This window comes from Nocardioides segetis, from assembly GCF_051390595.1.
Classification (GTDB): Bacteria; Actinomycetota; Actinomycetes; order Propionibacteriales; family Nocardioidaceae; genus Nocardioides.
Window position 1 is genome coordinate 239,943 of the sequence record NZ_JBNINR010000003.1, and the last position, 23,428, is coordinate 263,370.

Genomic DNA, 23,428 nt, shown 5'->3' on the forward strand with positions numbered 1-23,428 from the left:
CCCCGGCCGCGGCGCCACGACCGGCTCGGAGCGCGGGATTCCTGCCCAATATCGGTCATGCCGCGGGCCCCGCCTGTTGGCACGATCCTGGCCAGCCAGACGCCCTCGGGACCGAGGGCCGTGCGAGTGCGGGGACGGTGAGGCAGATGCGTTCAACCACCACCAGTCGGCGTCAACCGGTCCCAAGCCGACGATGGCGACGCATCACCCGGGCGGTCGTCCCCATCATCGCCGCCTTCGTGATCGTCCCCGCACTCGCGCCACTCACGCCGCCCGTCGAAGCGGCGCCCGGTGAGATCTCCTTCGTCGCCGCCGCCAGCACGGCCGGCAACCGCACGGCTCACACGGTGCGTGTCCCTGTCGAGGCGCAGGCCGGCGACGTGCTGCTGCTGACGCTCACGACGAACTCGACGACCAGCACCATCGCGGACCAGCCCGCCGGCTGGACGTCCCTGGCCGCACGGGACGGCAACGGCATCCGCAGCCGGCTGTGGTCGCGGACCGCCACCGCCGCCGACGGCGACACCAACGTCACGGTGACGACCAGCGCCGCCGCCAAGTCGGTGCTCACCGTCGCCGCGTACCGCAGCACCGGCGCCACGCCCTCGGTCACGGCCGTCTCCGGCGGCTCCGACACCTCCGGCACCGAGCACGTGGCGCCCGCGGCGCCGGTCGCGGGGGCCGGCTCCTGGCTGGTGAGCATCTGGGCCGAGAAGTCCTCGACCGACACCACCTGGACGCTGCCGGCCGGCGTCACCGAGCGCAGCGCCGCCGCCGCGGCCGGCACCGGCAAGGTGAGCGGCGTCTGGGGCGACTCGGCCGGACCCGTCGCCACCGGCACCGCCGCCGCACGGACCGCGACGACGAGCACGACCGCGTCCCGCTCGGCGACGTACTCCGTGGTGATCGCACCCGGCGACCTGACCGACGACCCGCCGGACGCCTCGTTCACGGCGAGCTGCAGCGGGCTGGTCTGCTCCTTCGACGCCACCGGGTCCCAGGACCCCGACGGCGACGCACTCACCTACGCGTGGGCCTTCGGCGACGGCGGCACAGCCAGCGGCAGTACGTCGCAGCACACCTACGCCACCGCGGGTCCGCGGACCGTGACGCTGACCGTCAGCGACGGGAGCCACCAGGACACCGCGACCCGCCAGGTCAGCCCCGACGTCACCGTCACGGCCGGCCAGGTCACCTACGTCGGCGCCGCCAGCACCGCCGGCAACCGCCCCGGTCACTCGGTCACCGTCCCCACAACGGTCGAACCGGGTGACCGGCTGGTCCTGTTCCTCGTCACGAACTCCACCACGAGCACGATCGAGGACACGCTCCCGGGCTGGGACCTGCTGCGGTCGCGCGACGGCAACGGCATGCGCGGCCGGGCCTGGACCCGCGCCGCGACCGCGGCCGACGCCGGCCGCACGGTCACCGTCACCGGCAGCGCGTACGTGAAGTCCGTGATGACGGTCGCGGCCTACCGCAGCACCGGGCCGGCCGTGGTCGGGGCGTCCGCCATCGGGGGTGCGGACGCCCCGGCCACCAGCCACACCACGCCCGCCACGACCGCGACCCACGCCAACTCGTGGCTGGTCAGCGTGTGGAGCGAGAAGTCCACCGACCCGACCACCTGGACCCTGCCGGCCGGCACGCCCACCCGCACCCAGGCGGCCGCGACCGGCACGGGCAAGGTCAGCGCGATCCTCGGCGACTCCGACGGAGCCGTGCCCGTGGGACCGCTCGCCGGACGCACGGCCACGACCAGCACCACGGCCTCGCGATCGACGCTGTTCTCCATCGTGCTCGATCCCGGTGTCGACGCGACGGAGACGAACGAGCCGCCGGTCGCGGAGTTCTCGACCGGGTGCGCCGGCCTCACCTGCGAGTTCGACGCGGGCCACTCCTTCGACGTGGACAAGGACCCGCTGACCTACACGTGGCAGTACGGCGACGGCCAGACCGGCACCGGCGTCAACCCGACGCACACCTACGCCACGCCGGGCACCCGCACCGTCACCCTCACCGTCGACGACGGCAACGGCCACACCGACCAGGCCACCAGCAGCGCGACCGCCGTGCCGCCCAACCCGCCGCCCGGCCACACGGCGCTGGTGCCGGACACCCCGCGCACCAACCAGCCGACCATCACCTCCGGGGAGATCTGGGACATCGAGGTCGTCGGCAACCGCGTCTACGTCGCCGGCTCGTTCACCTCCATCCGCCAGCCCAACAACGGCACGACGATCAACCAGGCCTACCTGGCGGCGTACAACTGGAGCACGGGTCAGGTCGACACCACCTTCCGGCCGACCTTCACCAACGGCCAGGTCGACGCCGTCGAGGCGTCGCCGGACGGCACGAGGCTCTACATCGCGGGCAACTTCGGGACGGTCAACGGCCTGAGCCGCAAGGCCATCGCGCGGATCAACCCGGCGACGGGCGCGCCGATCGACACCTTCACCGCGAACGCCAACGGCAAGGTCAACGAGCTCGCCGTCACCAACACGACGGTGTACGCCGGGGGCCGCTTCACCACCGTCAACAACGTGCCGCGCGGCGCGCTCGCGGCACTGGACGGTGCGACCGGCGCCGTCCGCGCGGACTTCGTCAACAACATCACCGGGGGCATCGGCACGAACGGCGAGCTCGCCGTCCAGCGGCTCAAGCTCACCCACGACGAGGGGCGGCTGCTCGTCGTGCACACGGGGCGCCAGGTCAACGGCAAGGACCGCTACGGCGTCGCGATCATCAACACCCGCACCAACCGGCTGACGCCGTGGCGGACCACGCTGTGGGAGGACAACCTCCAGTTCGTGGGCGGCATCCAGCGCGCCTACGGCGGCGACATCGGCCCGGACGACTCGTACTTCGTCGTGACCAGCGGCTCGGGCGGCGACCGGCCGCCCATCAACGACACGGTCATCGCCTACGCACTCGACGAGGACAGCGACGCGCAGCCGCTGTGGATCTCCCGCCACTTCGACTCCGTCTACTCGGTCGCCGCGACCGAGACCGGCATCTACATCGGCGGCCACTTCCAGTGGGCGGAGTCGGCGACCGCGCCGATCCCCTGGCCCGGCCTGGACGACGTCGGCTACGGCACCGGGCAGGGCCTGTCGGCGTACGCACTCGGCGACGCCGTGGTGAAGCGCTTCCACCTGGCCGCCCTCGACCCGGCGGACGGACACGCCCTCGAGTGGTTCGCACCGTCCAACTCCTACGAGGGCGACAAGCACATCGAAGCCACCCCGCGCGGCCTCTTCGTCGGAGGCGACGGCAACACCAAGGGCGGCTACAACGTCGGCCGGATCGCCTTCTTCGACTTCGGCAACGTGCCCGCCCAGAACGGGACCCAGACCGTGATCACCGACCCGATCGAGGGCCGCATCAAGCCGGTCGACGAGTCGTTCGACATCACCGGGACGGCGACCGCGGCCACGGGGATCCAACGGGTCGAGGTCGAGATCATGGACCGCAACTCCGGTCGCTACCTCAACGACGACCTGACCACCTGGGGCTCGACCGCGAGCAACACGATCAACGCGACGCTCGACGCAGGCACGGGGTCGACGCGGACCTGGCGGCTGCCCGTGACGATGACCGCCAACCGCGAGCTGCTCGTCCGTGCCCGCGGCGTGGCCGGCAACGGCACGGCCGACAACACCAAGGCGACGAAGAAGTTCGAGACGTTCGGCACGAGCGACCAGCCGCCCAACACCAACGTCACCGGCCCGGGGAGCCCGGTCGCGTCGCTGACCTTCACGATCACCGGCAGCGCGACCGACGACTTCGGCGTCAACGGGGTGAGCTTCACGCTGCGCGACAGCCAGAACCGCTACCTGCAGGACGACGGCACCGTCTCGGGGACCTACAACACCTTCCAGGTCGATCCCGACGTGGTCGGCGCGACCAGCACCACCTGGTCCTACGAGATCACCGTCCCCTACGAGGACGAGTGGTGGGCGCAGGCCCGAGCCACCGACACCGCCGGCCAGTCCGACCTCGATACTGCCGACCGGCGCTGGATCGTGACCGAGAACGGACAGGCACCGACCGTCTCGATCACGCAGCCCGCGATCATGGTGCCGCCGACGACCGCCCAGCCGGTGACGGTCACGCCCGGCCAGCCGCTGACGTTCTCGGGCTCGGCGACCGACGACGAGGCGCTGCGCGAGGTCTCGATCACGCTGCGCAACACCTCGACGGGCGAGCGGCTCGCCGCCGACGGCACATGGGGCACGACCGTGATCGCCGGGTCCTACCGGATCTCGCCGGTCAACCTGAACCAGGCGAGCTACAACTGGAGCTACACGACGCCGTTCAGCCTCAGCCCGGGCACCTACACGTTCACCGTCAGCGCCGAGGACCAGATCGGCCTCGGCACCTCCTCGGCCAACCAGGGCCGGCTCACCCTGAACGCCGCCATCCCGGGCGACAGCCCGCCCAACGCGACGATCACACCGACCGGCACGATCACCGGCCAGCAGGTGCTGGCGCTCAACCTCACGGGAGCGGCCACCGACGACAAGGGCGTGGCCCGCGTCGGCGTCGCCGTCCAGGACCGCGACACCAGCCGCTACCTCCAGCCGAACGGCACCTTGTCGGCCGCCTTCGCGACGCTCGACGCCACGCTCGCAGCGCCAGGCGCGACGAGCACCTCGTGGACGTTGACCGTGGCGCTGCCCACCCAGGGCGACTGGGCCGTGACGGCCTACGCGTGGGACACCGCCGGCCAGCAGGATCCGTCCACGACCGGCGCCACCGCGCGCTACCCGATCTACCCGGGTGACCAGCCGCCCGTCATGAACGAGGCGCTGCTCAACCCGATCGAGGGCACGGAGTTCCTCGACGGCAAGATCTTCGTCAGCGGCCGCGCGGAGGACGACCAGGCGATGCAGGAGGTCGAGGTCGGGATCGTGAACGCCGCCGGCCAGTACATGAGCTCGTCCGGGACGTTCACCAGCACGAACGCCAGCTGGCGCACGGCATTCCTCAACAGCCCCGGCACGCCCGGGTCGAACTTCTCCTACACGACCCCGGTCATCCCGCCCGGCGCGTACACCGTGCGGGTGCGCGCCATCGACCAGCACGACTTCGTCAGCGTGGTCTACGAGCGTCACGTGACCGTCGTCCACCCACCCAACAACCCGCCCGTCGCCAGCTTCACGGTCTCGTGCACGAACAACGTCTGCGGCTTCGACGCCCGCGGCTCGACCGACGAGAACGCGACCACGCTGACCTACTCGTGGAGCTTCGGCAACGGCAGCGGGTCCGGGCCGGTCCCGACCCGCACCTACACTGCGGCCGGGACGTACACGGTCGTCCTCACCGCCCGCGACGAATGGGGGGTCACCGGCACGGCCACCCAGACGGTGACGATCACGACGCCGCCCACCAACCGGCCGCCCAACGCCGTCCTCAACCCGCCGGCCTGCGCGAACCTGTCGTGCAACTTCTCCGCGGTCGGATCCGCCGACCCCGACACCGGGGACACCATCAACTACCGCTGGGACTGGGGCGACGGTACGCCGAACACGACGTCGGCCTCCGCCGCCCACACCTTCCCCGCGGCCGGGACCTACACCGTGACCCTGACGGTCACCGACGGCTGGGGCGCCGCGACGACCGTCACCCGGCAGGTGGTGGTCACGACGCCCTGAGAGTCGCTCCGAGGTGGTGATGCTCCACCAGGAGCCCTCGTCCGCAGTCAAAATTTGGGTACGTTCCCGCCTTCACCGGCGAGAATCCGGAGCGCCGCGCATAATCGCGTCATGACGCGTCCTCAACCGGACCGTCAGTCCCGTCACCCGTGGGGAGTTTCTCGGGCGGTCACTCGACGGTCATCGCCTTGTCTGGAAGTCTCGACCGAGCGCGCGCCCCTGTGGTGGGCGCTGCTCCTGGCCGGACTGATGCTGCACCCGTACGCGGTCCTCCTCATGGAGGACCCCTCGATCGACCCGATGACGACGGCCGGTCACATCTGCATGGTCCTCGCGGATCTCGTCCTGCTCGGCAGCGCTCTCGTGCTGTCGTTCGACGCCCGGCTGCGGCGCAGTCTGATCCGCGCGCGCATGGCCACCGCGGCCACGCTGGTCGCGGTCCAGGACCTCCCGCTGCTGGTCATCTCCGTGGCGGATCCGAGCCACGGCGGTCACAGCTATCGCCTGACGACCGGGCACCTGGCCACCGTGCTGGTCGTCCTCCTCGTCATCACCGTGCGGACCCGGGACCAGCACCCGCCGCGGTTCAGCCCCCTGCTGGGCGGGCTCATCCTGGGCTGTCTCGTCCTGGGCGTGCGGATGGGCCTGCTGGTCCTCGACCCGTCGCCCTTCCTGTCGGTGCGATGGGCTCCCGACGTCGCCGTCCTGGTGGTGATCACAGTCGGCATCGCGCTGGTCGCCATGGCGCTGCTCCGCTCCCCGCTGCCGCGCTGGGCAGCCGTTCGGGTCAGCTGCGGCATGTTCGCGCTCTTCGCCGCCCGCGTGTGGTCGACCCTCCTCGAAGCCGCGGAGCCGCCCCCGCTGGCGATGATCGGCGTGGTGCTGTGCAGTGCCCTCCTGGCCACGACCGTCATCGGGCTCCTCCTCACGACGCTCCACGACACCGCGGCGCGCGAGGCCCGACTGATGCTCCGCGCGGCCCAGGCCGAGGCGACGGTGCAGCACGACCGCGAGGTCGTCCACGAGATGCGGGCGGCGACGGCCGGCATCGTCGCCGGCGTCCATCTCCTGACCGGCGACACCGTGCCGCCGGGGCCGCGCCGGACCGCGCTCAGTCACATGGTGGACGCCGAGGTGGCGCGTCTGGGCCGCAGCTTCGCCGACTGCCCCGAGGAGCTCGACGTGCTCTCCGTCGACGAGGTGGTCGGCCCCCTCGTCGTCGCCCAGGACGCGCTGGGTCACCCGGTCACGTGGCGGCCGACCGGTCACGTCGCGGTGGGCCGGCACGACGCGCTCTCGGAGGTCCTCAACGTGCTGCTGACCAATGCCCACCGCCATGCCCGCGGGCACGCCACCACGGTGACGACGCGATCGGTCGGCGACGTCGTCGAGCTGCGGGTGTCGGATCGCGGCCCCGGCGTCGAGCCCGGACTGGAGGACCGGCTCTTCCAGTGGGGCGCGCGCGGGAGCGCGTCGACCGGGGAGGGCATCGGCCTGCAGCGCGCCCACCGGCTGATGCTCGAGCTGGGCGGCTCCTTGCGCCATGAGCGACCACCGTCGGGCGACGCAGGCGCGACCTTCGTCGTCACGCTGCGCGCGGCGACGTCGGCCCCGACGACCCCGAAGGAATCGGGGTCGCCGAGGGCACCGCGGACACCGGCCGACGTGCCGGCCATCGCTCGTCCGCCCGGTCCGACCCCGGCCGTCGCCGGCTCCCGCTGATGACGCCCGGGCATCCGCGTCCGATGCGGATCACCATCGTCGACGACCATGCGCTCTTCGCCGAGTCGGTGTCCCTCACCTTGGAGGCCGAGGGCTATCTGGTCCGGCGGATCGACCTGACCGACGAGCACACGACCCTCGCGACGGTGCTCGCCACGACCCTGCGCAGCGCCCCGCGGGTGGTCCTCCTCGACCTCGACCTCGGCCACGTCGGAGACGGCATGCGGTTGATCACGCCGCTCACCGCGGCCGGGGTCGCGGTCGTGGTCGTGACCGGAAGCAGCGAGGGCGCGCGGCGGGGCGAGTGCCTGCGCCGTGGAGCCAAGGCCGTGCTGGTCAAGACCTGCCCGCTGCACGAGGTGGTCACCACCGTGCGCCGGGCCCGGGACGGGCTGCCGCTGATGAACGCGCAGGAGCGCGGCTCGCTCATCGAGCTCGCCCTCCAGGACCGCGACGAGGTCCGCGAGATCCGCGCCCGGCTCGATCGGCTGACCCGCCGTGAGATGGAGGTGCTCGGCGCGCTGATGCGTGGGGCCCCGGTCCGCGAGATCGCCCGCGCCAGCGTGGTTTCCGAGGCGACGGTCCGGACCCAGGTGAAGTCGATCCTGGCCAAGCTGGAGATGAGCTCCCAGCTCGCCGCGGTCGGCGCGGCGTACAAGGTCGGCTGGCACCCACCGCAGGGCTGAGTCGCCGGACACGGCAACGACGGACATACCGCATTGGGGGCATGTCAGGCCTGCGACGCCTCCTTAGGGTCGGGAGCGCCCATCAGCCACCGAGCTCCAGGAGCGCGTCATGCGGGTGCTTCTCGTCTCCTCCTCAGGAGGCCACCTGGCGCAGCTGCTGTGCCTGCGGCCGTGGTGGGAGAAGCACGAGCGGCACTGGGTCACCTTCGACACCGAGGACGCCGTCGCGAAGCTCCAGGGCGAGGACGTCACCTGGGCACACCACCCGACCACCCGCAACCTGGTCAACCTGGGGCGCAACGCGAAGCAGGCACGCGCGGTGCTCGCCCGCTTCGGGCCGGACCTCGTCGTCTCCACCGGCGCCGCCGTCGCCGTGCCGTACTTCTGGTTGCGACACCGCCGGCACACCTCATCGATCTATCTCGAGGTGTACGACCGGGTCGAGACGCCGACGCTCACGGGCCGGCTGTGCCGCCCGGCCAGCGACCTGTTCCTGGTCCAGTGGCCCGAGCAGCAGCGCCTCTACCGCTCCTCCGTCCTGGTCGGAGGCCTGTGGTGACGCGGCAGCCACCGCTCGTCGCGGTCTTCCTCGGCACCGACCACCACCGGTTCGACCGCATCGTCGAGTGGACCGGGCGGCTCCAGGAGCAGGGCACCTTCCGGTTCCACGTCCAGCACGGCGCCACGCCGCTGCCCTCCCGGCTGAGCGGGACGCCGCTGTTGGGCCCGACGGAGCTCGCCGAGCTGCTCGACCGAGCTGACGCCGTCGTGACCCACGGCGGACCGGGCTCGATCATGGACGCCCGGGAGCGGGGCCACCTGCCCGTCGTCGTACCCCGGGACCCGCGACTCGGCGAGCACGTCGACGACCACCAGCAGCGCTTCGCGCGCTTCCTATCCCGGACCGGCCTGATCGTCACGGCGTACGACGAGCAGGAGCTCGCCGCGCGGCTCTCCCTCGCCGTCCTCACCGGCCGTGGCATCGGCGCGACGCACCGGGCGTCGACCACGCTCGCCCGATTCGAGGCCCTGGCCGAGAATCTGGTCCACCGATGACCGTCCTCTCGGCCCGCGCGACCGCGGTGGCCACGACCGGGCGCGAGGAGGCTGGCGGTCGGGCGACCGTGCACCGCACCGGCCGGGTCCTCGCGGCGGCGGACGCCGCGGCCGCGACGGTGGCCGTGCTCGTGGCGATCCTGCTGCCCGGTGCGGTCGGCCGGGCGGGGCCGGCCTTCCTCTTCGTGCCGCTGTGGGTCGCCGCCGTGTCCGCGACCGGCGACTACCGGCTGCCCGGGCATCTCGCCGCGCACGCCCGGCGGCTGGCCGTCGCGGCGCTGATGCTGCCCACCGCAGCGCTGCTGACCGCCGAGGTGATCGGCTACGCGGTCTCCGCCAGCGTCGTGACCTCGGTGTCGGTCGGCAGCGCCGCCGTGGGCGGGCTCACGCGCGGAGCGGTCGCCCTCGCGGCGCGGCGCGGGATCCGGCTCAGCGGCGTGACCCACCGGGTCGTGGTGGCGGGCGCGGCCGACACGCTGCAGGGGCTGGTCGAACGCCTCGGCCAGTCGCGCACGCACCGCTTCGCCGTGGTCGGTGCCTGCGTCGCCGTGGGCGACACCGCCGATCGGCCGCCTCTGGGCGGGATCCCGGTCGTCTCCGGGCTCGCCGCGTGCGTCCCGACGGCGCGCGTCAGCGGCGCCGACGCGGTGATCCTCGCCCCGGACGCCGCCCTGCCCGCGGCCGACCTGCAGCGCCTGTGCTGGTGCCTGGAGGAGGCCGGCGTCGCCATCTTCATGTGGACGGGGCTGCACAGCTCTCCGCCCGGCCGGCTCCACCTCGACGTCGGCGAGCGGCTCCCGCTGCTCCATCTCGGAGCGCCCCGCCGCCTCGGCCCGTCCCATCTGGTCAAGCACGTCCTCGACCGGGTCGCGGCGACCCTGGCGCTGCTGCTCCTCGCACCGCTGCTCCTGGTCCTCGCCACGGCCGTACGTCTCGACTCGCCCGGACCCGCGTTCTTCCGGCAGACCCGGATCGGTCGCGCCGACGTCCCCTTCACGATGTGGAAGCTGCGCACGATGTCCTGCGACGCGGACCAGGTCGTCGCCGACCTCCTCGACCTCAACGAGGCCGCGGGGCCGCTGTTCAAGATCCAGCAGGACCCCCGCGTCACCCGCGTCGGCCGGTGGCTGCGGCGCACGTCGCTCGACGAGCTGCCCCAGCTGATCAACGTCGCCCTCGGTCACATGTCCCTGGTCGGGCCCCGTCCGGCACTGCCGTCGGAGGTGGCGGCCTATCTCCCGGACGTCCGCCATCGTCTCGTCGTCCGCCCCGGCATGACCGGGCTCTGGCAGGTCTCCGGGCGCTCCGACCTCTCGTGGGAGGACGCCGTGCGCCTCGACCAGCAGTACGTCGACAACTGGTCGCTCCTCCTCGACGCGCGCATCCTGCTGCGCACCGCCGGCGCGGTGCTCCGCGGCCGTGGCGCCTACTAGGCCGCGAGATTCCCGTCCTGCCTCGAGTCGTCGGTCCTGACCCGTTGACCCAACACATCTGACCTCGGGAATTCACCAATACGGGTCATTCGCGCACGCCGCGGAACGGGTCGGATGAGGAGATGATCGTGCGTCGGAAGATCGGACTCCTGCTGGCCGTCGGCATCCTCGTGACCGCCGCTCCGGCCGGCACGCCCACACCTCCGGCCGGAGCGGCCGACACCGGCAACCCGGCGCCCCAGACCGGCCGGATCGTCGACGACGACCCGGTCGGGTTCACCCCACACGTCATGGACGGCGACGTCTTCACGATGACGCGGGTCGGCGACACGATCGTGGTCGGCGGCACCTTCACCCGGGTGCGCAACGCGGGCAGCACGACCGACCTCCCCCGCCAGAACCTCTTCGCCTTCGACGCCTTCACCGGCCAGGTCAGCACGACCTTCGTGCCCGACCCCAACGGCCGCGTCTACACCCTGGAGCCGGCGGCCGACGGCACCTCGGTCTACGTGGGCGGCGCGTTCACCAGTGCCCGGTCGGGCGGCGCGACGGTGTCGGTCAGCCGGCTCTACCGGGCCGATGTCGCCACCGGGACCCGGATCGCCACCTTCCAGCCCGGCACGATCAACGGACAGGTGCGCGACGTCTCGGTGACCGGGGGCCGGCTCTGGGTCGCCGGCAAGTTCACCCACCTCCAGGGCCAGCCGAGTCGCGCCCTCGGTGCGCTGAATGCGACCACGGGCGCCCGGGACCCGTACTACACCGCCGTCCTGGCGGGCGTGCACCGCGGCACGACGACCAATGTGCAGAAGATCGCGACCGACCCGAGCAACCGAAGGCTGGTGGCGATCGGCAACTTCGACACGGTCAACGGCACCAAGCGCCACCAGTTCGCGGTGTTCGACATCGCAGGCCCGGCACTCGGTCTCGCGCCCTACTACACGACCCTGTTCCAGTCGGCCTGCAGCGCGTCCTTCGAGACCTACATGACCGACGTCGAGTTCGCCCCAGACGGCAGCTTCTTCGTGGTCTCGACGACCGGTGCCTACGGCGGCTACTCCGCCAGCATGGCCGGGACCAGCGGGTGCGACGTCGTGGCCCGCTTCGAGACCGGCGCCACCGGCACCAGCATCCGCCCCACGTGGACGGCGTACACCGGCGGCGACACCACCTGGACCGTCGAGGTGACCGCCGACGTCGTCTACACCGGCGGTCACATGCGCTGGCAGAACAACCCGGCGCGCGGTGACGCCGCCGACGAGGGAGCCGTGTCCCGTCCGGGCATCGCGGCGCTCAGCACCCGCACCGGCATGCCGTACTCGTGGAACCCGACGCGCACGCTCGGCGCCGGCGTCCGGGACATGATCGCCACCCCCGAGGGACTGTTCGTCGGCTCCGACACGGACGTCTTCGCCGGCGAGACCCACCGTCGTGTCGCCTTCGTCCCCCTCTCCTCCGGCGCGGTCCTGCCCGCGCAGCAGGACGGCAAGCTGCCCGGCGACGTGTACCGCGTCGCCAGCGGCGCCGCGCAGCTGCTCCGGGTCGCCTTCGACGGCACCCAGGCGGCCCCGCCCGTCGACGCACCCAACGGGACCGGCTGGGGCACCGTCGTGGGCGCGTTCATGGTCAACGGCGACCTCTACACGGCCTACGCCAATCGCACCCTGACCCGGCGCGCCTTCGACGGCGTGACCTACGGCCCGCCGACGACCGTGAACGCCGCCGACCAGCTCGTCTACCAGGACGACTGGCACAACGGCGACATCCCCACGATCACGAGCCTGTTCTACGACCGCGGCTGGATCTACTTCACCAAGTCCGGCTCGTCGCTTCTCTACCGCCGCGGCTTCGAGCCCGAGTCCGGCGTCATCGGCCAGCAGCGCTTCTCGGTGCCGTCGGTCGCCGGGGTCGGCTACGGCACGATGCGCGGCGCGTTCGTGGCCGACGGGAAGCTCTGGTTCGCCGGCGGCAACGGCTCCCTGATGCGGGCCGACTGGGGCGTCCACGGTGCCGTCGCCGGCACCGCCACCCCGGTCCTCCCCTCCGGCTCCGGCTGGTCGTCGCGGGCCATGTTCCTCTTCCAAGGCCCCTGAGCGACCGCGAGGATCCGCGGGCTCCGTCGCGGATCCGCTCTGCCGCCGTCCTCCGCCACGCGCGAGCTCTGCCGAGAGCCCGGTGCCAGCAGTGCCCCGCCCCACCCTAGGCGCCAACGGAGAGCGACGCTGCTGCGGGAGGGACGCGTATGCACATGCGAATGCATAACTATGAAGCTCTGGCCTTTCTAGGCTTGTTAAATCCATAACTATGCATAACTATGGTGTCATGAGCCCGGACGAACTCGCCGACATCATCCGCAGTGGCGAGTCGCTGACGGTGGAGTTCAAACGTGGATCGCGCTCGTCGCTCAGTGACAACGACATCGTCGAGGCAGTCGTCTGCCTCGCGAACGGCGAAGGAGGCGTTCTGCTCCTGGGTGTCGAGGACGACGGCACCATCACCGGACTGGAGCCGCGCCATGACTCGGTGACGCGATCGAACCTCCTCCAGGCGATGATCCTGAACCGGACCGACGCCCCGGTGCCAACCAAGGTCGACATCGTGGAGCTCGCACAGCAGACCGTCGCCGTCATCGATGTGCCGAAGGCCAGCGTTCCGGTCGGCTCGAAGACCGGCAAGTACCTGCGGCGGTCCCTGCGTGTCGACGGAAAGCCCGAATGCGTGGGATATCCGCTCCACGAGATGCTCTCGGTCGGCTTGACCGCTCAAGGGCGGGACTACGCAGCGACACCAGCGCGAGGGGCACACCTGGACGACCTGGACGAGGCGGAGTTCGACCGCTTCCGCGACTTGTGCGCTCGCGGCAAGGGAGACCGGACGATCGCCGAGCTGGGCAATGCGGAGATCCTCAGGAGTCTCCGCCTCGTCCTCCCCGAGCAGGACAATCAGCTCACGCTGGGAGCCATCCTCCTGTTCGGAAAGCCCACGTCCCTGGAGCGTCATGTGCCGACGGCTGAGGTCGTCTTTCAGGAACTTCGCGGCAGCGCAGTTACGACGAACGAGACGATGCGCTTCCCCCTGTTCCGAGCCGCCGAGCGCATCTTCGATCTCATCGACGTCCGCAACTCCGAACGGGAGCTCATGGTCGGGCTGCACCGGATCGGCGTGCCGCGCCTGCCTTCGGGAACCATCCGCGAGTCGGTCGCGAACGCCTTGGTTCACCGCGACTACTCCGAGAGCGGGCCTGTAGCGATCCAACTGACCGACGATCGCTTCCGCGTCAGTAGCCCCGGCGGCTTCCCTCCGGGCATCACGCTCCTGAACTTCCTCGACGACTCCAAGCCCCGTAGCCCCATCCTCGCCGAAGCTCTCAAGAGAGCCGGGATCGTCGACCGCGCTGGTCGAGGCATCCGAGAGATGTACCTCCAACTGCTCCGAGCCGGCCACGGTGGTCCGGATTACTCAGCCACCAACAATCACGCCGTCATCGTCCAGATCACCACGAGCGACGCCGACTTGGAGATGGTCCGGTTCGTCCTCGAGTACGAGGAGACGACGGGCAACGTCCTCGATCTTCCTCAACTGCAGATTCTCCACGAGCTCAAGGCGATGGGACCTGAGACCACGGGCGAGTTGTCCGAGGTCCTCCACGAGTCCGACTCGGCGGCCCGCTCACACCTGGCGCGTCTGATCGAGATGGGCTTGGTCGAGTCTCGGGGCTCTGGCCGCAACCGCCGTCACCACCTGACCGCAGCGTTCTATCGGCTGGCGCAATCCAGCGAGTACGTACGTCTCCAGGACACCGATCCCATCCAACAGGAGCACATGATTCTCGCCTACGTGGACCAGTTCGGGAGCATCACCCGCGGAAAGGCTGCCGAACTCTGCCACCTCAGTCCGGGCCAGGCGCGAACGGTCCTCAAGCGACTCACAGAAGCGGGCGAGCTGGCGTTGCGAGGTGAGCGGCGAGGCGCCTATTACGTTCGCGCGCAAACTGCTGGCGGCCGATCTCCGGCCACCCATCCGTGAGCACCACCCGGCGACCGTGACCGGCTGGCACGGGGCCCGAAGGCCACGCCGGCGGCGCGGACGAGCAGGGTGCCGGTGGCCACGATGGGGACCGTGCTCGCGACGATCGGTCCCGAGCGGCGCCTGCCGCTCCAGCTCGGCCTGTGGAACCGGGCTCCACTAGGCAGCCAACGCCAGGGGGCCGGCACGCCGGCTGTTCAGTAGACGGTGACCTCGGTGACGCTGGCCTTGAGCTTGACGCCGCTGCCCGACGTGGAGGCGCTACGTGTCTCCACGTCGTAGGAGCCGCCGTCGAGGGTGAGCGTTCCGAGCTGCGGTCCACTTTCGTCGCCAGTCACCCTGAAGGTGATGTCGAACAGTGCGTCCTCGATCTCGGCGAGCTCGCCGGCGTAGATGGGCTCGACCTTGTACTGGATGTTGCATCCCGCCGAGCCGAAGCACTGCTTCTCGACGATCTTCACCTTGAGCTGGAAGTCGTCGGGTCCGAGGTCCAGTGTCGGCTCCTCAGCCTCCTCCGGCTCGCTATCGGCTTCCTTGGCTGCCCAGTAGTCCGAGACGTCATCGCTGGCCTTCGTCGACCGCGTCTCGCTGCTCGAATCCGCGTCGGGTGCAGTAGAGCGACCGATCGCGAACCCGAGGGCGATCGAGGCGATGATCGCGACCAGTCCGAGGTTGACGAGCAGTAGCGGGCGGCTGCGGCGGCTGGGTCCTGTGGCCGGCACGACCTTCGGCGGTTCAGTGGGCTTCGGCCCGAGGGGCGACGGGTCGGTCATGGGATCGGAACGTAGAGCGGAGACTCACCCGCCGTCCCGAGAACGCTGTCAACTTGTCACTCACGTGACAAGCTCGATGGCAAGCACGGCTTGGCCAGCGGCCTGTCCACCGGCCATCAGATGATTGGCGGCAGCACGCTCGTAGCATCCGCCCCGAAAGCAGGAACCGCCCCCTTCCTGCTGTCTGCGCAGGTCGGGGGCGGTTTCTCGTGCCGTGGCAGGTAGTGGATTCGAACCACTGTAGGCAATGCCGGCTGATTTACAGTCAGCTCCCTTTGGCCGCTCGGGCAACCTGCCGGGCTGTCGTCACGGCCACTTCCGGGACCCTCGAAGGACCCTGAGTTGGCGCGCGGGCGACGACGCGAAACAATAGCGCAGCAGACCCGCCGGACCGAAAACAGCGCAGGTGACACCCATGGCCGACTCCTCCTTCGACATCGTGAGCAAGATCGACCGCCAGGAGGTCGACAACGCTCTCGGGCAGACCGCTCGCGAGATCGCGACCCGCTTCGACTTCAAGGGCACCGGCGCCACGATCGAGTGGAAGGGCGAGCACGCGATCGAGATCAGCGCGTCCGCCGACGACCGTGCCAGCGCCGTGCTCAGCGTCTTCCAGGACAAGCTGATCAAGCGCAACCAGTCGCTGAAGATCCTCGACGCCTCCGAGCCGCGCCAGTCGGGCCAGGTGTCGAAGATCGGCATCACCCTCAAGGAGGGCATCAGCTCCGAGGACGCCAAGAAGGTCTCCAAGCTGATCCGCGACGAGGGCCCCAAGGGCGTCAAGGCGCAGATCCAGGGCGACGAGCTGCGGATCTCGTCCAAGAAGCGCGACGACCTCCAGGCCGTGCAGGCACTGGTCAAGGCGCAGGACTACGACTTCGCGGTGCAGTTCACCAACTACCGCTGACGTCGGCCCGCCATGCCCCGTCCCGACCGCTACCTGGTCGGCGCGATCACGGTCGCGGTCCTCATGGTCGCGCTGGTGGTCGGCGTCGGCGTGGCGTTCGCCTACGACGCCGGCTCCCGTCGCGCGCCGCTGGCGGAGGCCACCGGGGTGACGCCCGCGGTCACCGGGGCCGCACCGGCCCAGCCGGCCGCGCCCGTCCGGCCGGCGACGGCCCCGGACCCCTACCGGCCCGACGACGTGTGGCTGGCCGAGGTGGCGGGGCGCACGGGGATCCCGCTGCGTGCGCTCACGGCGTACGCGCGGGCCCACCTGCGGGCCGCCGCCGAGCAGCCGGGCTGCCGGGTGGCGTGGAACAGCCTCGCCGCGATCGGCGGGGTCGAGTCCACCCACGGCAGCGTCCACGACTCCGTCCTCGGCGACGACGGCGTGGCACGCCCGACGATCCTCGGCCCGGTCCTCGACGGCGGCGCGTTCGGGGCGGTGCGCGACACCGACGACGGCGCCCTCGACGGCGACCGTACCTGGGACCGGGCGATCGGGCCGATGCAGTTCATCCCGTCCACCTGGGAGCGCTGGGGCGCCGACGGCGACGAGGACGGCGTGGCCGACCCCAACCAGATCGACGACGCGGCGCTCGCCGCCGCGCGCTACCTGTGCCACGCCGGCGACCTCGCCGCGCCCCAGACCTGGCGCCGCGCGATCTTCAGCTTCAACCACTCCGACGCCTATGTCGCCGACATCGCGGACCTGGCGAACGTCTACGCGTCGCGCGCGTCCAGCTGATCCACGACATACTCCGCGATCGCCAGGCTGGAGGTCGCCGCCGGCGAGGGCGCGTTGCGGACCGCGGTGACCCCATGGGCGCGGTGGATGACGAAGTCGTCGACCAGCGAACCGTCCGCCTCGACGGCCTGGGCGCGCAAGCCCAGCCCCGCGCGGGTCACATCCGCCGGGCCGATGGCGGGGACGTAGCGCTGTGCCACGCGCATGTACGCCGCGCGCGACAGCACGCCGCGCAGCTCGCCGACCCCGGTACGCCAGTGCCGGCGGGCGAACCGCCAGAAGCCGCCGTAGCCCAGGGTGTCGGCGAGATCGCGCGGCGAGACCGACGCGCGGCCGTAGCGATCGCGGCTGAGGGCGAGGAAGGCGTTCGGCCCCACCTCCAGTCCGCCTCCGACGCGGCGGGTGAAGTGCACCCCGAGGAACGGGTACGTCGGGTCGGGCACCGGGTAGACCATGCCGCGCACGAGATCCTGCTTGGCTGGGGCGACCGCCATGTACTCGCCTCGGAAGGGCACGATCCGCGGCGTCGTCGGACCTCCGACGAGCCGGCCGAGCCGGTCGGACTGGAGCCCGCCGCACAGCACCAGCTCGTCCACCCGGTGCCGCCCGGTCGCCGTACCGACCTCGAGAGCGCCGGGCACCCGGTCGACGGAGGTGACCTGGGCGCCCAGGTGCACCTCTCCCCCGGCGGCGACGACCTCGGCGGCCAGCGCCTCGGCCACCGCGACGTAGTCGGTGATCGCAGTGCGCGGCGAGTGCAGCGCGGCGAGGCCCGCGGCGTGCGGCTCGACCTCGCGGATCGCCGCGGCGTCGAGCCGGCGCAGCCCCGGTACGCCGTTCTCCCGTGCGGTTCGCGCCAGCGCCTCGAACCGCGGCAGCTCGGCGTCGTCGACCGCGACGACGAGCTTGCCGCACTCGTCGTACGCGATGGCGTGCTCGGCGCAGTACTCGCGCAGCAGCGCCCGGCCGCGGGCGCACAGCTCCGCCTTCAGGCTGCCGGGCCGGTAGTAGATGCCGGCGTGCACGACGCCGGAGTTGTGGCCGGTCTGGTGCGCGCCGACCCGCGCCTCCTTCTCCAGCACCACCACCCGCACGCCCGGCCGCCGACGGACCAGCTCACGCCCGACGGCGAGGCCGAGGATCCCGCCGCCGACGATCCCGATCGTGCCCGCACCCACGGAACCATCCTCCCCGACGCGACGGCTCGGCCATGATGGGCCCATGAACCCCTCCGCGCGGATCGACATCGACGCGCCCCTGGACGTCGTCTGGTCGGTCATGACCGACACCGAGCGGTACGCCGAGTGGAACCCCTTCGTCGAGCGCGCCGAGACCGCGCAGCCGCCCGCGGTCGGCAACCCGATCGTGCTGCACGTGGTCTGGGCGAACGGCGGCCGCACCCGCTCGCCCGAGCGGATCACCGCCCTCGACGGTCCGGTCACCGACCCCGCGACCGGTACGACGACCGCGCTGATGTCGTACGTCTACGAGGGCCTGCCCGCGAAGCTGGGCCTGGTCAGGGGCGTGCGCCACCAGCGGCTCACGCAGCGGCCGGGCGGGCCCACGACGTACGAGACCGTCGAGGAGTTCCGCGGGCCGCTGGTCCGCCTCGCCGGGCCGGGGCGCGTGGCCGACGGCTTCCGTCGCCACGCCGAAGGGCTCAAGGCGAGGGCGGAGCGGACTGCTGCTTCGCGGCGGGAGGGATGAGCTCGGAGGCGTTCTTCGCAGACCACAGCGCGAACCCGAACACCGCGGCGCCGCAGGCGATGTCGACCACGACGTGGGTCTGGCGCCACCAGGCCATGTCCGTCGCCCCGGGCACGGTGTAGTGCGCAATGCCGACCAGGCCGGACAGGGAGTATCCGGTCAGCGCGATCGCGGCGCTCGTGATGTGCCGGCGGAACCACAGCAGCAGCCCCACCGCGCCGAAGGCCGTGAACACGAACCAGCCGACCGCCACCAGGGTCGCGGACGGGGCCGGCACCGCCGCGTCGGGATCGGGCACCGGGTAGTCGTCGTAGTTGACGTAGTTGTCGACGTAGTGCACGACCGACACCAGCACCGCGATCCCGAGCAGCCAGCACAGGACCCTGGTCGCCCGCAGATAGCTCACGCGCCCAGACTAGGAGACGGCACCGGACGGACCCGCACTTGTAACTACGTGTTCGGTCATCCACCCGGGCGCTGTTGCGCCATTTTCGGCACCACAGCACCCGGGTAGATGACGTAACACTTAGTTACAAGGGGCGGACGTGGCCTCAGGCGGTGGCGACACCGAGCACCGGCACGGCCGTCGCCCCCGTGGTCGGGCTCAGCCACACCCGACTGCCGAGCTCCAGGTCGAGCGCCCGCGCGTGGGTGCGGGAGAGGACGACCAGCACCGGCTCCTCCTGTCCCTCCACCTCGACGGTGAGGCGCACCTCGAAGCCCACCCGCAGCGCGCGGAGCACGACGCCGGCCGACGAGCCGGGGACCCCGGGCGCGACCGCGACCTCGATGTCGTGCGGACGCAGCCGCAGCGGCCCGAGCCGGGTCACGGCGCCGAGGAAGCCCATCACGAAGTCGTTCGCCGGCTCGTCGTACAGCTGGTCGGGGCTACCGATCTGCTCGATCCGGCCCTCGTTGATGACCACGATCTCGTCGGCGACCTCGAGGGCCTCCTCCTGGTCGTGGGTCACGAAGACGGTCGTCACGTGCACCTCGTCGTGCAGCCGGCGCAGCCAGTCGCGCAGCTCCTTGCGGACCTTCGCGTCGAGCGCGCCGAACGGCTCGTCGAGCAGCAGCACCGACGGCTCGACGGCGAGTGCCCGCGCCAGCGCGAGGCGCTGCCGCTGGCCGCCGGAGAGCTGCGAGGGCAGCCGATGGGCGAACTGGGAGAGGTGCACGAGCTCGAGCAGCTCGGCCACCTTCGCCTTCACCTCGGCCTTGGGCCGCTTGCGGATCTCCAGCCCGAAGGCGACGTTCTTCGCGACCGTCATGTGCTTGAACACGGCGTAGTGCTGGAACACGAAGCCGACGTTGCGCTTCTGCGGCGGCAGCTTCGTGGCGTCCACGCCCTCGATCTCGACCGAGCCGCCGTCGGCGGACTCCAGGCCGGCGATGATCCGCAGCAGGGTGGACTTGCCGCCGCCGCTGGGCCCCAGGAGGGCGGTCAGCTGACCGGTGGGCAGGGACACGTTGATGTCGTCGAGCGCGACGAAGTCGCCGTAGCGCTTGCCGACACCGCGTACTTCGATGCTCATGAATGATCTTCCTTGCGAATGAGGGACACCACGACGAGGGCCAGCACGGAGGCCAGCACGAGCACGAACGCGGCGGCGTACGCCGTGGGCTCCTCGTAGTTGTTGTAGCGGTTCTGGATCAGAAGGGTGGCGGTCTCACCGCGGAACTCGGCGCCGGGACTGACGATCTTCACCGCCCCGAACTCGCCGAGCGAGCGGGCCATGCTGAGCACGACGCCGTAGACGACCGCCCACTTGATGCTGGGCAGCGTGATCCGACGGAAGGTCTGCCATCCGCTCGCCCCGAGGCTGCTGGCCGCGAGCTCGGCATCGGTGCCGATCTCCTCGAGTACCGGCACGATCTCGCGGATCACCAGCGGCAGGCTGACGAAGGCGGTCGCCATGATCAGCCCGGGCGTGGTGCCGATGACGTAGAAGCCGACCGACTCCAGCGCCTCGCCGAACCAGCCCTTGCCGGTGCTGTAGGCCAGTACGAGGGCCAGGCCGACGACGACCGGGGAGACCGACATCGGCAGGTCGATGAGGACCGAGAGGATGCGCCGGCCGGGGAACTGGTAGCGGACGAGCAGCAGCGAGATGCCCACGCCGAACAGCGTGTTGATGACGACGGCCCAGAACGCGACCGTGACGGTCAGGTTGAAGGCATAGGTCACCGACGGGTCGCTGAGCCGCTCCCAGAAGGCGGCGAACCCGCCCTCGGCGCCCCGGTCGGCCGGGGCGAAGGTCTGCTTGCCGACCTCGAAGAGCGGCCAGATCACCAGCACCGCGAGGTAGGCGATCACGAACGCCCGCAGGACGTAGGTCACCGGCCCCTTGCGGCTCCGGATCGATCGGGTGTCAGCCACGGCGCGCCACCCGCCTCGAGATCAGGTCGAGGATCACGATCGTCACGATCGCCACGACCAGCAGGAGGACGGCGACGGCCGCCGCACCCGCCTGGTTGTCACCCTCGAGGAACTTCAGGATCTTCAGCGACGCGACCTCGGTCTCGTAGGGCGTGTTGCCGGAGATGAGGACGAGGGACCCGAACTCGCTGATCGCCCGGGCGAACCCGAGCGACGAGCCGGCCGCGATCGCCGGCACCAGACTGGGCAGGATGATCCGCCGGAAGGTGGTGACCCGCGAGGCGCCGAGCGAGGCCGCGGCCTCCTCGACGTCGGCGTCGAGCTCGATGAGGACCGGCTGCACCGTGCGTACGACGAAGGGCAGGGTCACGAACAGCAGCGCCAGGAAGATGCCCTGACGGGTGTTCACGATGTTGATCCCGACCGGGCTCTCGGGGCCCCAGAGGCTCAGCAGGACGAGGCCCGCGACGATGGTCGGCAGCGCGAACGGGATGTCGATGACGACGTCGAGGACCCGCTTCCCCGGGAACTGGTCGCGGACCAGGACCCACGCGACGATGGTGCCGATCACGGCGTTCACCGCGGTCACCAGCAGCGCCTCGACGACCGTGAGTCGCAGGGCCGCGAAGGTCTGGGCGTCGGTCAGCGTGCCCCAGAAGCGGTCGAAGCCGCCTTCCGCAGCAGCCCCCACGACCGCGGCGAGCGGCAGCAGCACGAGGACGCTGAACCAGACCAGCGCGACCCCCAGACCCACGCCCGAGGTGGGCGTGAGGCGGAACAGCCCGCTGGGCCGGCTCGTGGTGCGAGCCGGCCCAGTGGGAGCGACGAGGGTGTCGGTCACTGCTTGGTCGCCTCGGCATACAGCTGGTCGAAGCGGAGCTTCTCTCCGTCCTTGCCGAACCACTCCGCGTTGATGGCGCTCCACCCGCCGAGGTCGGCGGCCGTGCTCAGCGACGCCGGCACCGGGAACGGCGCGGACGGGTCGTTCGCGCCCTCGACCTCGATGCCGGAGATGTCCAGGTCACCGACGGGACGGAAGCCCTTCTTCACGAACGCGGTCTGGCCCTCGTCGCTGAGAATGAAGTCCAGCCAGTCCTGGGCCACGGGACTGGCGTCCTCGAGGACCGCACCGGGGTTCTCGATGAGGAAGGTGTGGTCGGGGACGATGTAGTCGAGGTCCTCGCCGTTCTGCTTGGCGAGGATCGCCTCGTTCTCGTAGGTGAGCAGCACGTTGCCGACGCCCTTCTTGAAGGCCTCGGTCGCCTCGCGGCCACTGGCCGCCCAGGTGGTCACGTTGGAGAACACCTTCTTCAAGAAGGCGTCCGCCTCCTCCTCGGTCGCACCGTTCTGCTTGGCATAGGTGTAGAGCGCGAGGATGTTCCACTTCGCCGATCCGGAGCTGGCCGGGTCCGGCGTGACGATCGTGACGTCGTCGCGGGTCAGGTCGTCCCAGTCCTCGATGCCGAGCGGGTTGCCCGCCTGCGTCGCGATCACGGCGACGGAGCTGGACACGATGCCCTTGGTCGGGCCGGCGTTCCAGTCGTCGGCGACGAGGCCGGCATCGACCAGGCGGGTCAGGTCCGGCTCGAGGGAGAAGACGACGTAGTCGACGTCCTTGCCCTTGGTGTCGACGACCTTGCGGCTCTGGTCGCCCGATGCACCGTACGAGCCCGAGAAGGTCACGTCCTTGCCGGCGTCGGTCTTGTTGAACTCCGCGGCGGCCGCCTTGTTGGCCGCCTCCGGGACGGCGAAGCCGACGATGTTGACCGTCTCCCCGTCGTCGCTGCCGCTGCCGCCGTCGGCGCTCGCGCAGGCCGTCAGCGCCAACGCTCCCGTGACCGCCAGGGCCGCGGCCTTGATGACTCGCTTCATCGCTCTCATTCCTTGCTGTTCGGGCGGGCCTCTCGGGGGCCCGTTCCAGTCAAACTAGATCGGAATAATACATATTAGCGAGTTAGGAGACTCGCTCTCAGACAAATCGACGAGTCACCGAGCGAGGCGGCGCCTGCAACTACTTGTTCGCGCCACTACCTCACCCGTCTACCGGTACGGCAGTGGCACGAACAGGTAGTTACAAGCGCGGCGGCGCCGACCCGACCGGCCGAGGGCGCCCATCAGGCGGCTCAGCCGCCGCGTCCTCACGGCGGCGGACTATCGTGGTGAGCGTTCGTCGAGCCGCGTCGTCCAGCGCGGTCGGCGCGAACGGGACAGGCGTCCGGCCAAAAGTGGAACGTGTTCTAGATTCGCTCTAGAATCGGCCCACCTGAGGCTGTCATCGCCCGCGCGATCGCGGTCGAT

Annotated in this window: 18 protein-coding genes and 1 tRNA gene; 11 read left to right on the forward strand and 8 right to left on the reverse strand. The window is 70.9% G+C overall.

Annotated elements, in window-relative coordinates:
• Positions 1 to 239: 239 nt before the first annotated feature.
• The 8 genes from ACPZVR_RS07415 to ACPZVR_RS07450 all read left to right on the forward strand — a co-directional run bounded on the left by ACPZVR_RS07415 (position 240) and on the right by ACPZVR_RS07450 (position 14,580).
• Positions 240 to 5,657, forward strand: a complete 5,418-nt coding sequence (locus ACPZVR_RS07415; RefSeq protein ID WP_436698934.1) for a PKD domain-containing protein — start codon at positions 240 to 242, stop codon at positions 5,655 to 5,657.
• A gap of 249 nt (positions 5,658 to 5,906) precedes the next feature.
• Positions 5,907 to 7,379 carry a sensor histidine kinase gene (locus ACPZVR_RS07420; protein ID WP_436698935.1) on the forward strand — a complete coding sequence of 491 codons (1,473 nt, stop codon included), beginning with the start codon at positions 5,907 to 5,909 and terminating at the stop codon, positions 7,377 to 7,379.
• 23 nt (positions 7,380 to 7,402) lie between these two features.
• Entirely contained in the window at positions 7,403 to 8,065 is a 663-nt protein-coding gene (locus ACPZVR_RS07425) for a response regulator transcription factor (RefSeq protein WP_436698936.1), read from the forward strand.
• A 109-nt stretch (positions 8,066 to 8,174) separates the two neighbouring features.
• Positions 8,175 to 8,624 carry a UDP-N-acetylglucosamine--LPS N-acetylglucosamine transferase gene (locus tag ACPZVR_RS07430; protein WP_436698937.1) on the forward strand — a complete coding sequence of 150 codons (450 nt, stop codon included), beginning with the start codon at positions 8,175 to 8,177 and terminating at the stop codon, positions 8,622 to 8,624.
• Positions 8,621 to 9,121 carry a glycosyltransferase gene (locus tag ACPZVR_RS07435; protein ID WP_436698938.1) on the forward strand — a complete coding sequence of 167 codons (501 nt, stop codon included), beginning with the start codon at positions 8,621 to 8,623 and terminating at the stop codon, positions 9,119 to 9,121. Before ACPZVR_RS07430 ends, ACPZVR_RS07435 begins: the two co-directional genes overlap by 4 nt.
• The gene (locus ACPZVR_RS07440; protein WP_436698939.1) at positions 9,118 to 10,554 is read left to right on the forward strand and encodes an exopolysaccharide biosynthesis polyprenyl glycosylphosphotransferase; all 1,437 of its coding nucleotides are present in this window, start codon (positions 9,118 to 9,120) and stop codon (positions 10,552 to 10,554) included. The genes ACPZVR_RS07435 and ACPZVR_RS07440 overlap by 4 nt, the downstream gene beginning before the upstream one ends.
• Positions 10,555 to 10,682: 128 nt before the next feature.
• A complete protein-coding gene (locus ACPZVR_RS07445) occupies positions 10,683 to 12,647 on the forward strand; it encodes a hypothetical protein (protein ID WP_436698940.1) in 1,965 nt (654 codons plus the stop codon).
• A gap of 229 nt (positions 12,648 to 12,876) precedes the next feature.
• Positions 12,877 to 14,580: a DNA glycosylase AlkZ-like family protein gene (locus tag ACPZVR_RS07450; RefSeq protein WP_436698941.1), complete on the forward strand. Its 1,704-nt coding sequence runs from the start codon at positions 12,877 to 12,879 to the stop codon at positions 14,578 to 14,580.
• A gap of 197 nt (positions 14,581 to 14,777) precedes the next feature.
• Here ACPZVR_RS07450 and ACPZVR_RS07455 read toward each other — a convergent pair whose 3' ends face one another.
• Complete coding sequence (locus ACPZVR_RS07455) at positions 14,778 to 15,353, reverse strand: hypothetical protein (protein WP_436698942.1); 576 nt, start codon at positions 15,351 to 15,353, stop codon at positions 14,778 to 14,780.
• Between the two features lie 215 nt (positions 15,354 to 15,568).
• Positions 15,569 to 15,650 (reverse strand) — tRNA-Tyr (locus ACPZVR_RS07460).
• 118 nt (positions 15,651 to 15,768) lie between these two features.
• Between ACPZVR_RS07460 and ACPZVR_RS07465 the strand changes: the two genes are divergently transcribed.
• Positions 15,769 to 16,260, forward strand: a complete 492-nt coding sequence (locus tag ACPZVR_RS07465; protein ID WP_436698943.1) for a YajQ family cyclic di-GMP-binding protein — start codon at positions 15,769 to 15,771, stop codon at positions 16,258 to 16,260.
• Positions 16,261 to 16,272: 12 nt separating this feature from the next.
• Positions 16,273 to 17,043 carry a lytic transglycosylase domain-containing protein gene (locus tag ACPZVR_RS07470; RefSeq protein WP_436698944.1) on the forward strand — a complete coding sequence of 257 codons (771 nt, stop codon included), beginning with the start codon at positions 16,273 to 16,275 and terminating at the stop codon, positions 17,041 to 17,043.
• On the opposite strand, the gene lhgO is transcribed toward ACPZVR_RS07470, so the two are convergent.
• Entirely contained in the window at positions 17,019 to 18,221 is a 1,203-nt protein-coding gene (lhgO, locus tag ACPZVR_RS07475) for an L-2-hydroxyglutarate oxidase (protein WP_436698945.1), read from the reverse strand. The two genes, ACPZVR_RS07470 and lhgO, sit on opposite strands and share 25 nt — an antisense overlap.
• 43 nt (positions 18,222 to 18,264) lie before the next feature.
• On the opposite strand from lhgO, the gene ACPZVR_RS07480 reads away from it, so the two are divergent.
• Positions 18,265 to 18,750 carry an SRPBCC domain-containing protein gene (locus tag ACPZVR_RS07480; protein WP_436698946.1) on the forward strand — a complete coding sequence of 162 codons (486 nt, stop codon included), beginning with the start codon at positions 18,265 to 18,267 and terminating at the stop codon, positions 18,748 to 18,750.
• Here the strand turns inward: ACPZVR_RS07480 and ACPZVR_RS07485 are convergent.
• From ACPZVR_RS07485 to ACPZVR_RS07505, 5 genes are all read right to left on the reverse strand, one after another.
• Positions 18,704 to 19,156, reverse strand: a complete 453-nt coding sequence (locus ACPZVR_RS07485; RefSeq protein ID WP_436698947.1) for a hypothetical protein — start codon at positions 19,154 to 19,156, stop codon at positions 18,704 to 18,706. The genes ACPZVR_RS07480 and ACPZVR_RS07485 overlap by 47 nt on opposite strands.
• A 145-nt stretch (positions 19,157 to 19,301) precedes the next feature.
• Positions 19,302 to 20,285, reverse strand: a complete 984-nt coding sequence (locus tag ACPZVR_RS07490) for a sulfate/molybdate ABC transporter ATP-binding protein (RefSeq protein ID WP_436698948.1) — start codon at positions 20,283 to 20,285, stop codon at positions 19,302 to 19,304.
• Positions 20,282 to 21,130, reverse strand: a complete 849-nt coding sequence (locus ACPZVR_RS07495; RefSeq protein WP_436698949.1) for a sulfate ABC transporter permease — start codon at positions 21,128 to 21,130, stop codon at positions 20,282 to 20,284. The genes ACPZVR_RS07490 and ACPZVR_RS07495 overlap by 4 nt, the downstream gene beginning before the upstream one ends.
• Positions 21,123 to 21,971 carry a sulfate ABC transporter permease subunit CysT gene (gene cysT / locus ACPZVR_RS07500; RefSeq protein WP_436698950.1) on the reverse strand — a complete coding sequence of 283 codons (849 nt, stop codon included), beginning with the start codon at positions 21,969 to 21,971 and terminating at the stop codon, positions 21,123 to 21,125. Before cysT ends, ACPZVR_RS07495 begins: the two co-directional genes overlap by 8 nt.
• Complete coding sequence (locus tag ACPZVR_RS07505) at positions 21,968 to 23,002, reverse strand: extracellular solute-binding protein (protein WP_436698951.1); 1,035 nt, start codon at positions 23,000 to 23,002, stop codon at positions 21,968 to 21,970. Before ACPZVR_RS07505 ends, cysT begins: the two co-directional genes overlap by 4 nt.
• Positions 23,003 to 23,428 lie beyond the last annotated feature (426 nt).

Excerpts from the sequence above, each read along its gene's own strand:
- ACPZVR_RS07420 (WP_436698935.1), top strand. The coding sequence starts at position 5,907 with ATGCTGCACCCGTACGCGGTCCTCCTCATGGAGGACCCCTCGATCGAC.
- ACPZVR_RS07440 (WP_436698939.1), top strand. The coding sequence starts at position 9,118 with ATGACCGTCCTCTCGGCCCGCGCGACCGCGGTGGCCACGACCGGGCGC.
- ACPZVR_RS07455 (WP_436698942.1), bottom strand. The coding sequence starts at position 15,353 with ATGACCGACCCGTCGCCCCTCGGGCCGAAGCCCACTGAACCGCCGAAG.
- ACPZVR_RS07490 (WP_436698948.1), bottom strand. The coding sequence starts at position 20,285 with ATGAGCATCGAAGTACGCGGTGTCGGCAAGCGCTACGGCGACTTCGTC.
- ACPZVR_RS07470 (WP_436698944.1), top strand. The coding sequence starts at position 16,273 with ATGCCCCGTCCCGACCGCTACCTGGTCGGCGCGATCACGGTCGCGGTC.
- ACPZVR_RS07425 (WP_436698936.1), top strand. The coding sequence starts at position 7,403 with ATGCGGATCACCATCGTCGACGACCATGCGCTCTTCGCCGAGTCGGTG.
- ACPZVR_RS07465 (WP_436698943.1), top strand. The coding sequence starts at position 15,769 with ATGGCCGACTCCTCCTTCGACATCGTGAGCAAGATCGACCGCCAGGAG.
- ACPZVR_RS07450 (WP_436698941.1), top strand. The coding sequence starts at position 12,877 with ATGAGCCCGGACGAACTCGCCGACATCATCCGCAGTGGCGAGTCGCTG.
- ACPZVR_RS07480 (WP_436698946.1), top strand. The coding sequence starts at position 18,265 with ATGAACCCCTCCGCGCGGATCGACATCGACGCGCCCCTGGACGTCGTC.
- ACPZVR_RS07505 (WP_436698951.1), bottom strand. The coding sequence starts at position 23,002 with ATGAAGCGAGTCATCAAGGCCGCGGCCCTGGCGGTCACGGGAGCGTTG.
- ACPZVR_RS07430 (WP_436698937.1), top strand. The coding sequence starts at position 8,175 with ATGCGGGTGCTTCTCGTCTCCTCCTCAGGAGGCCACCTGGCGCAGCTG.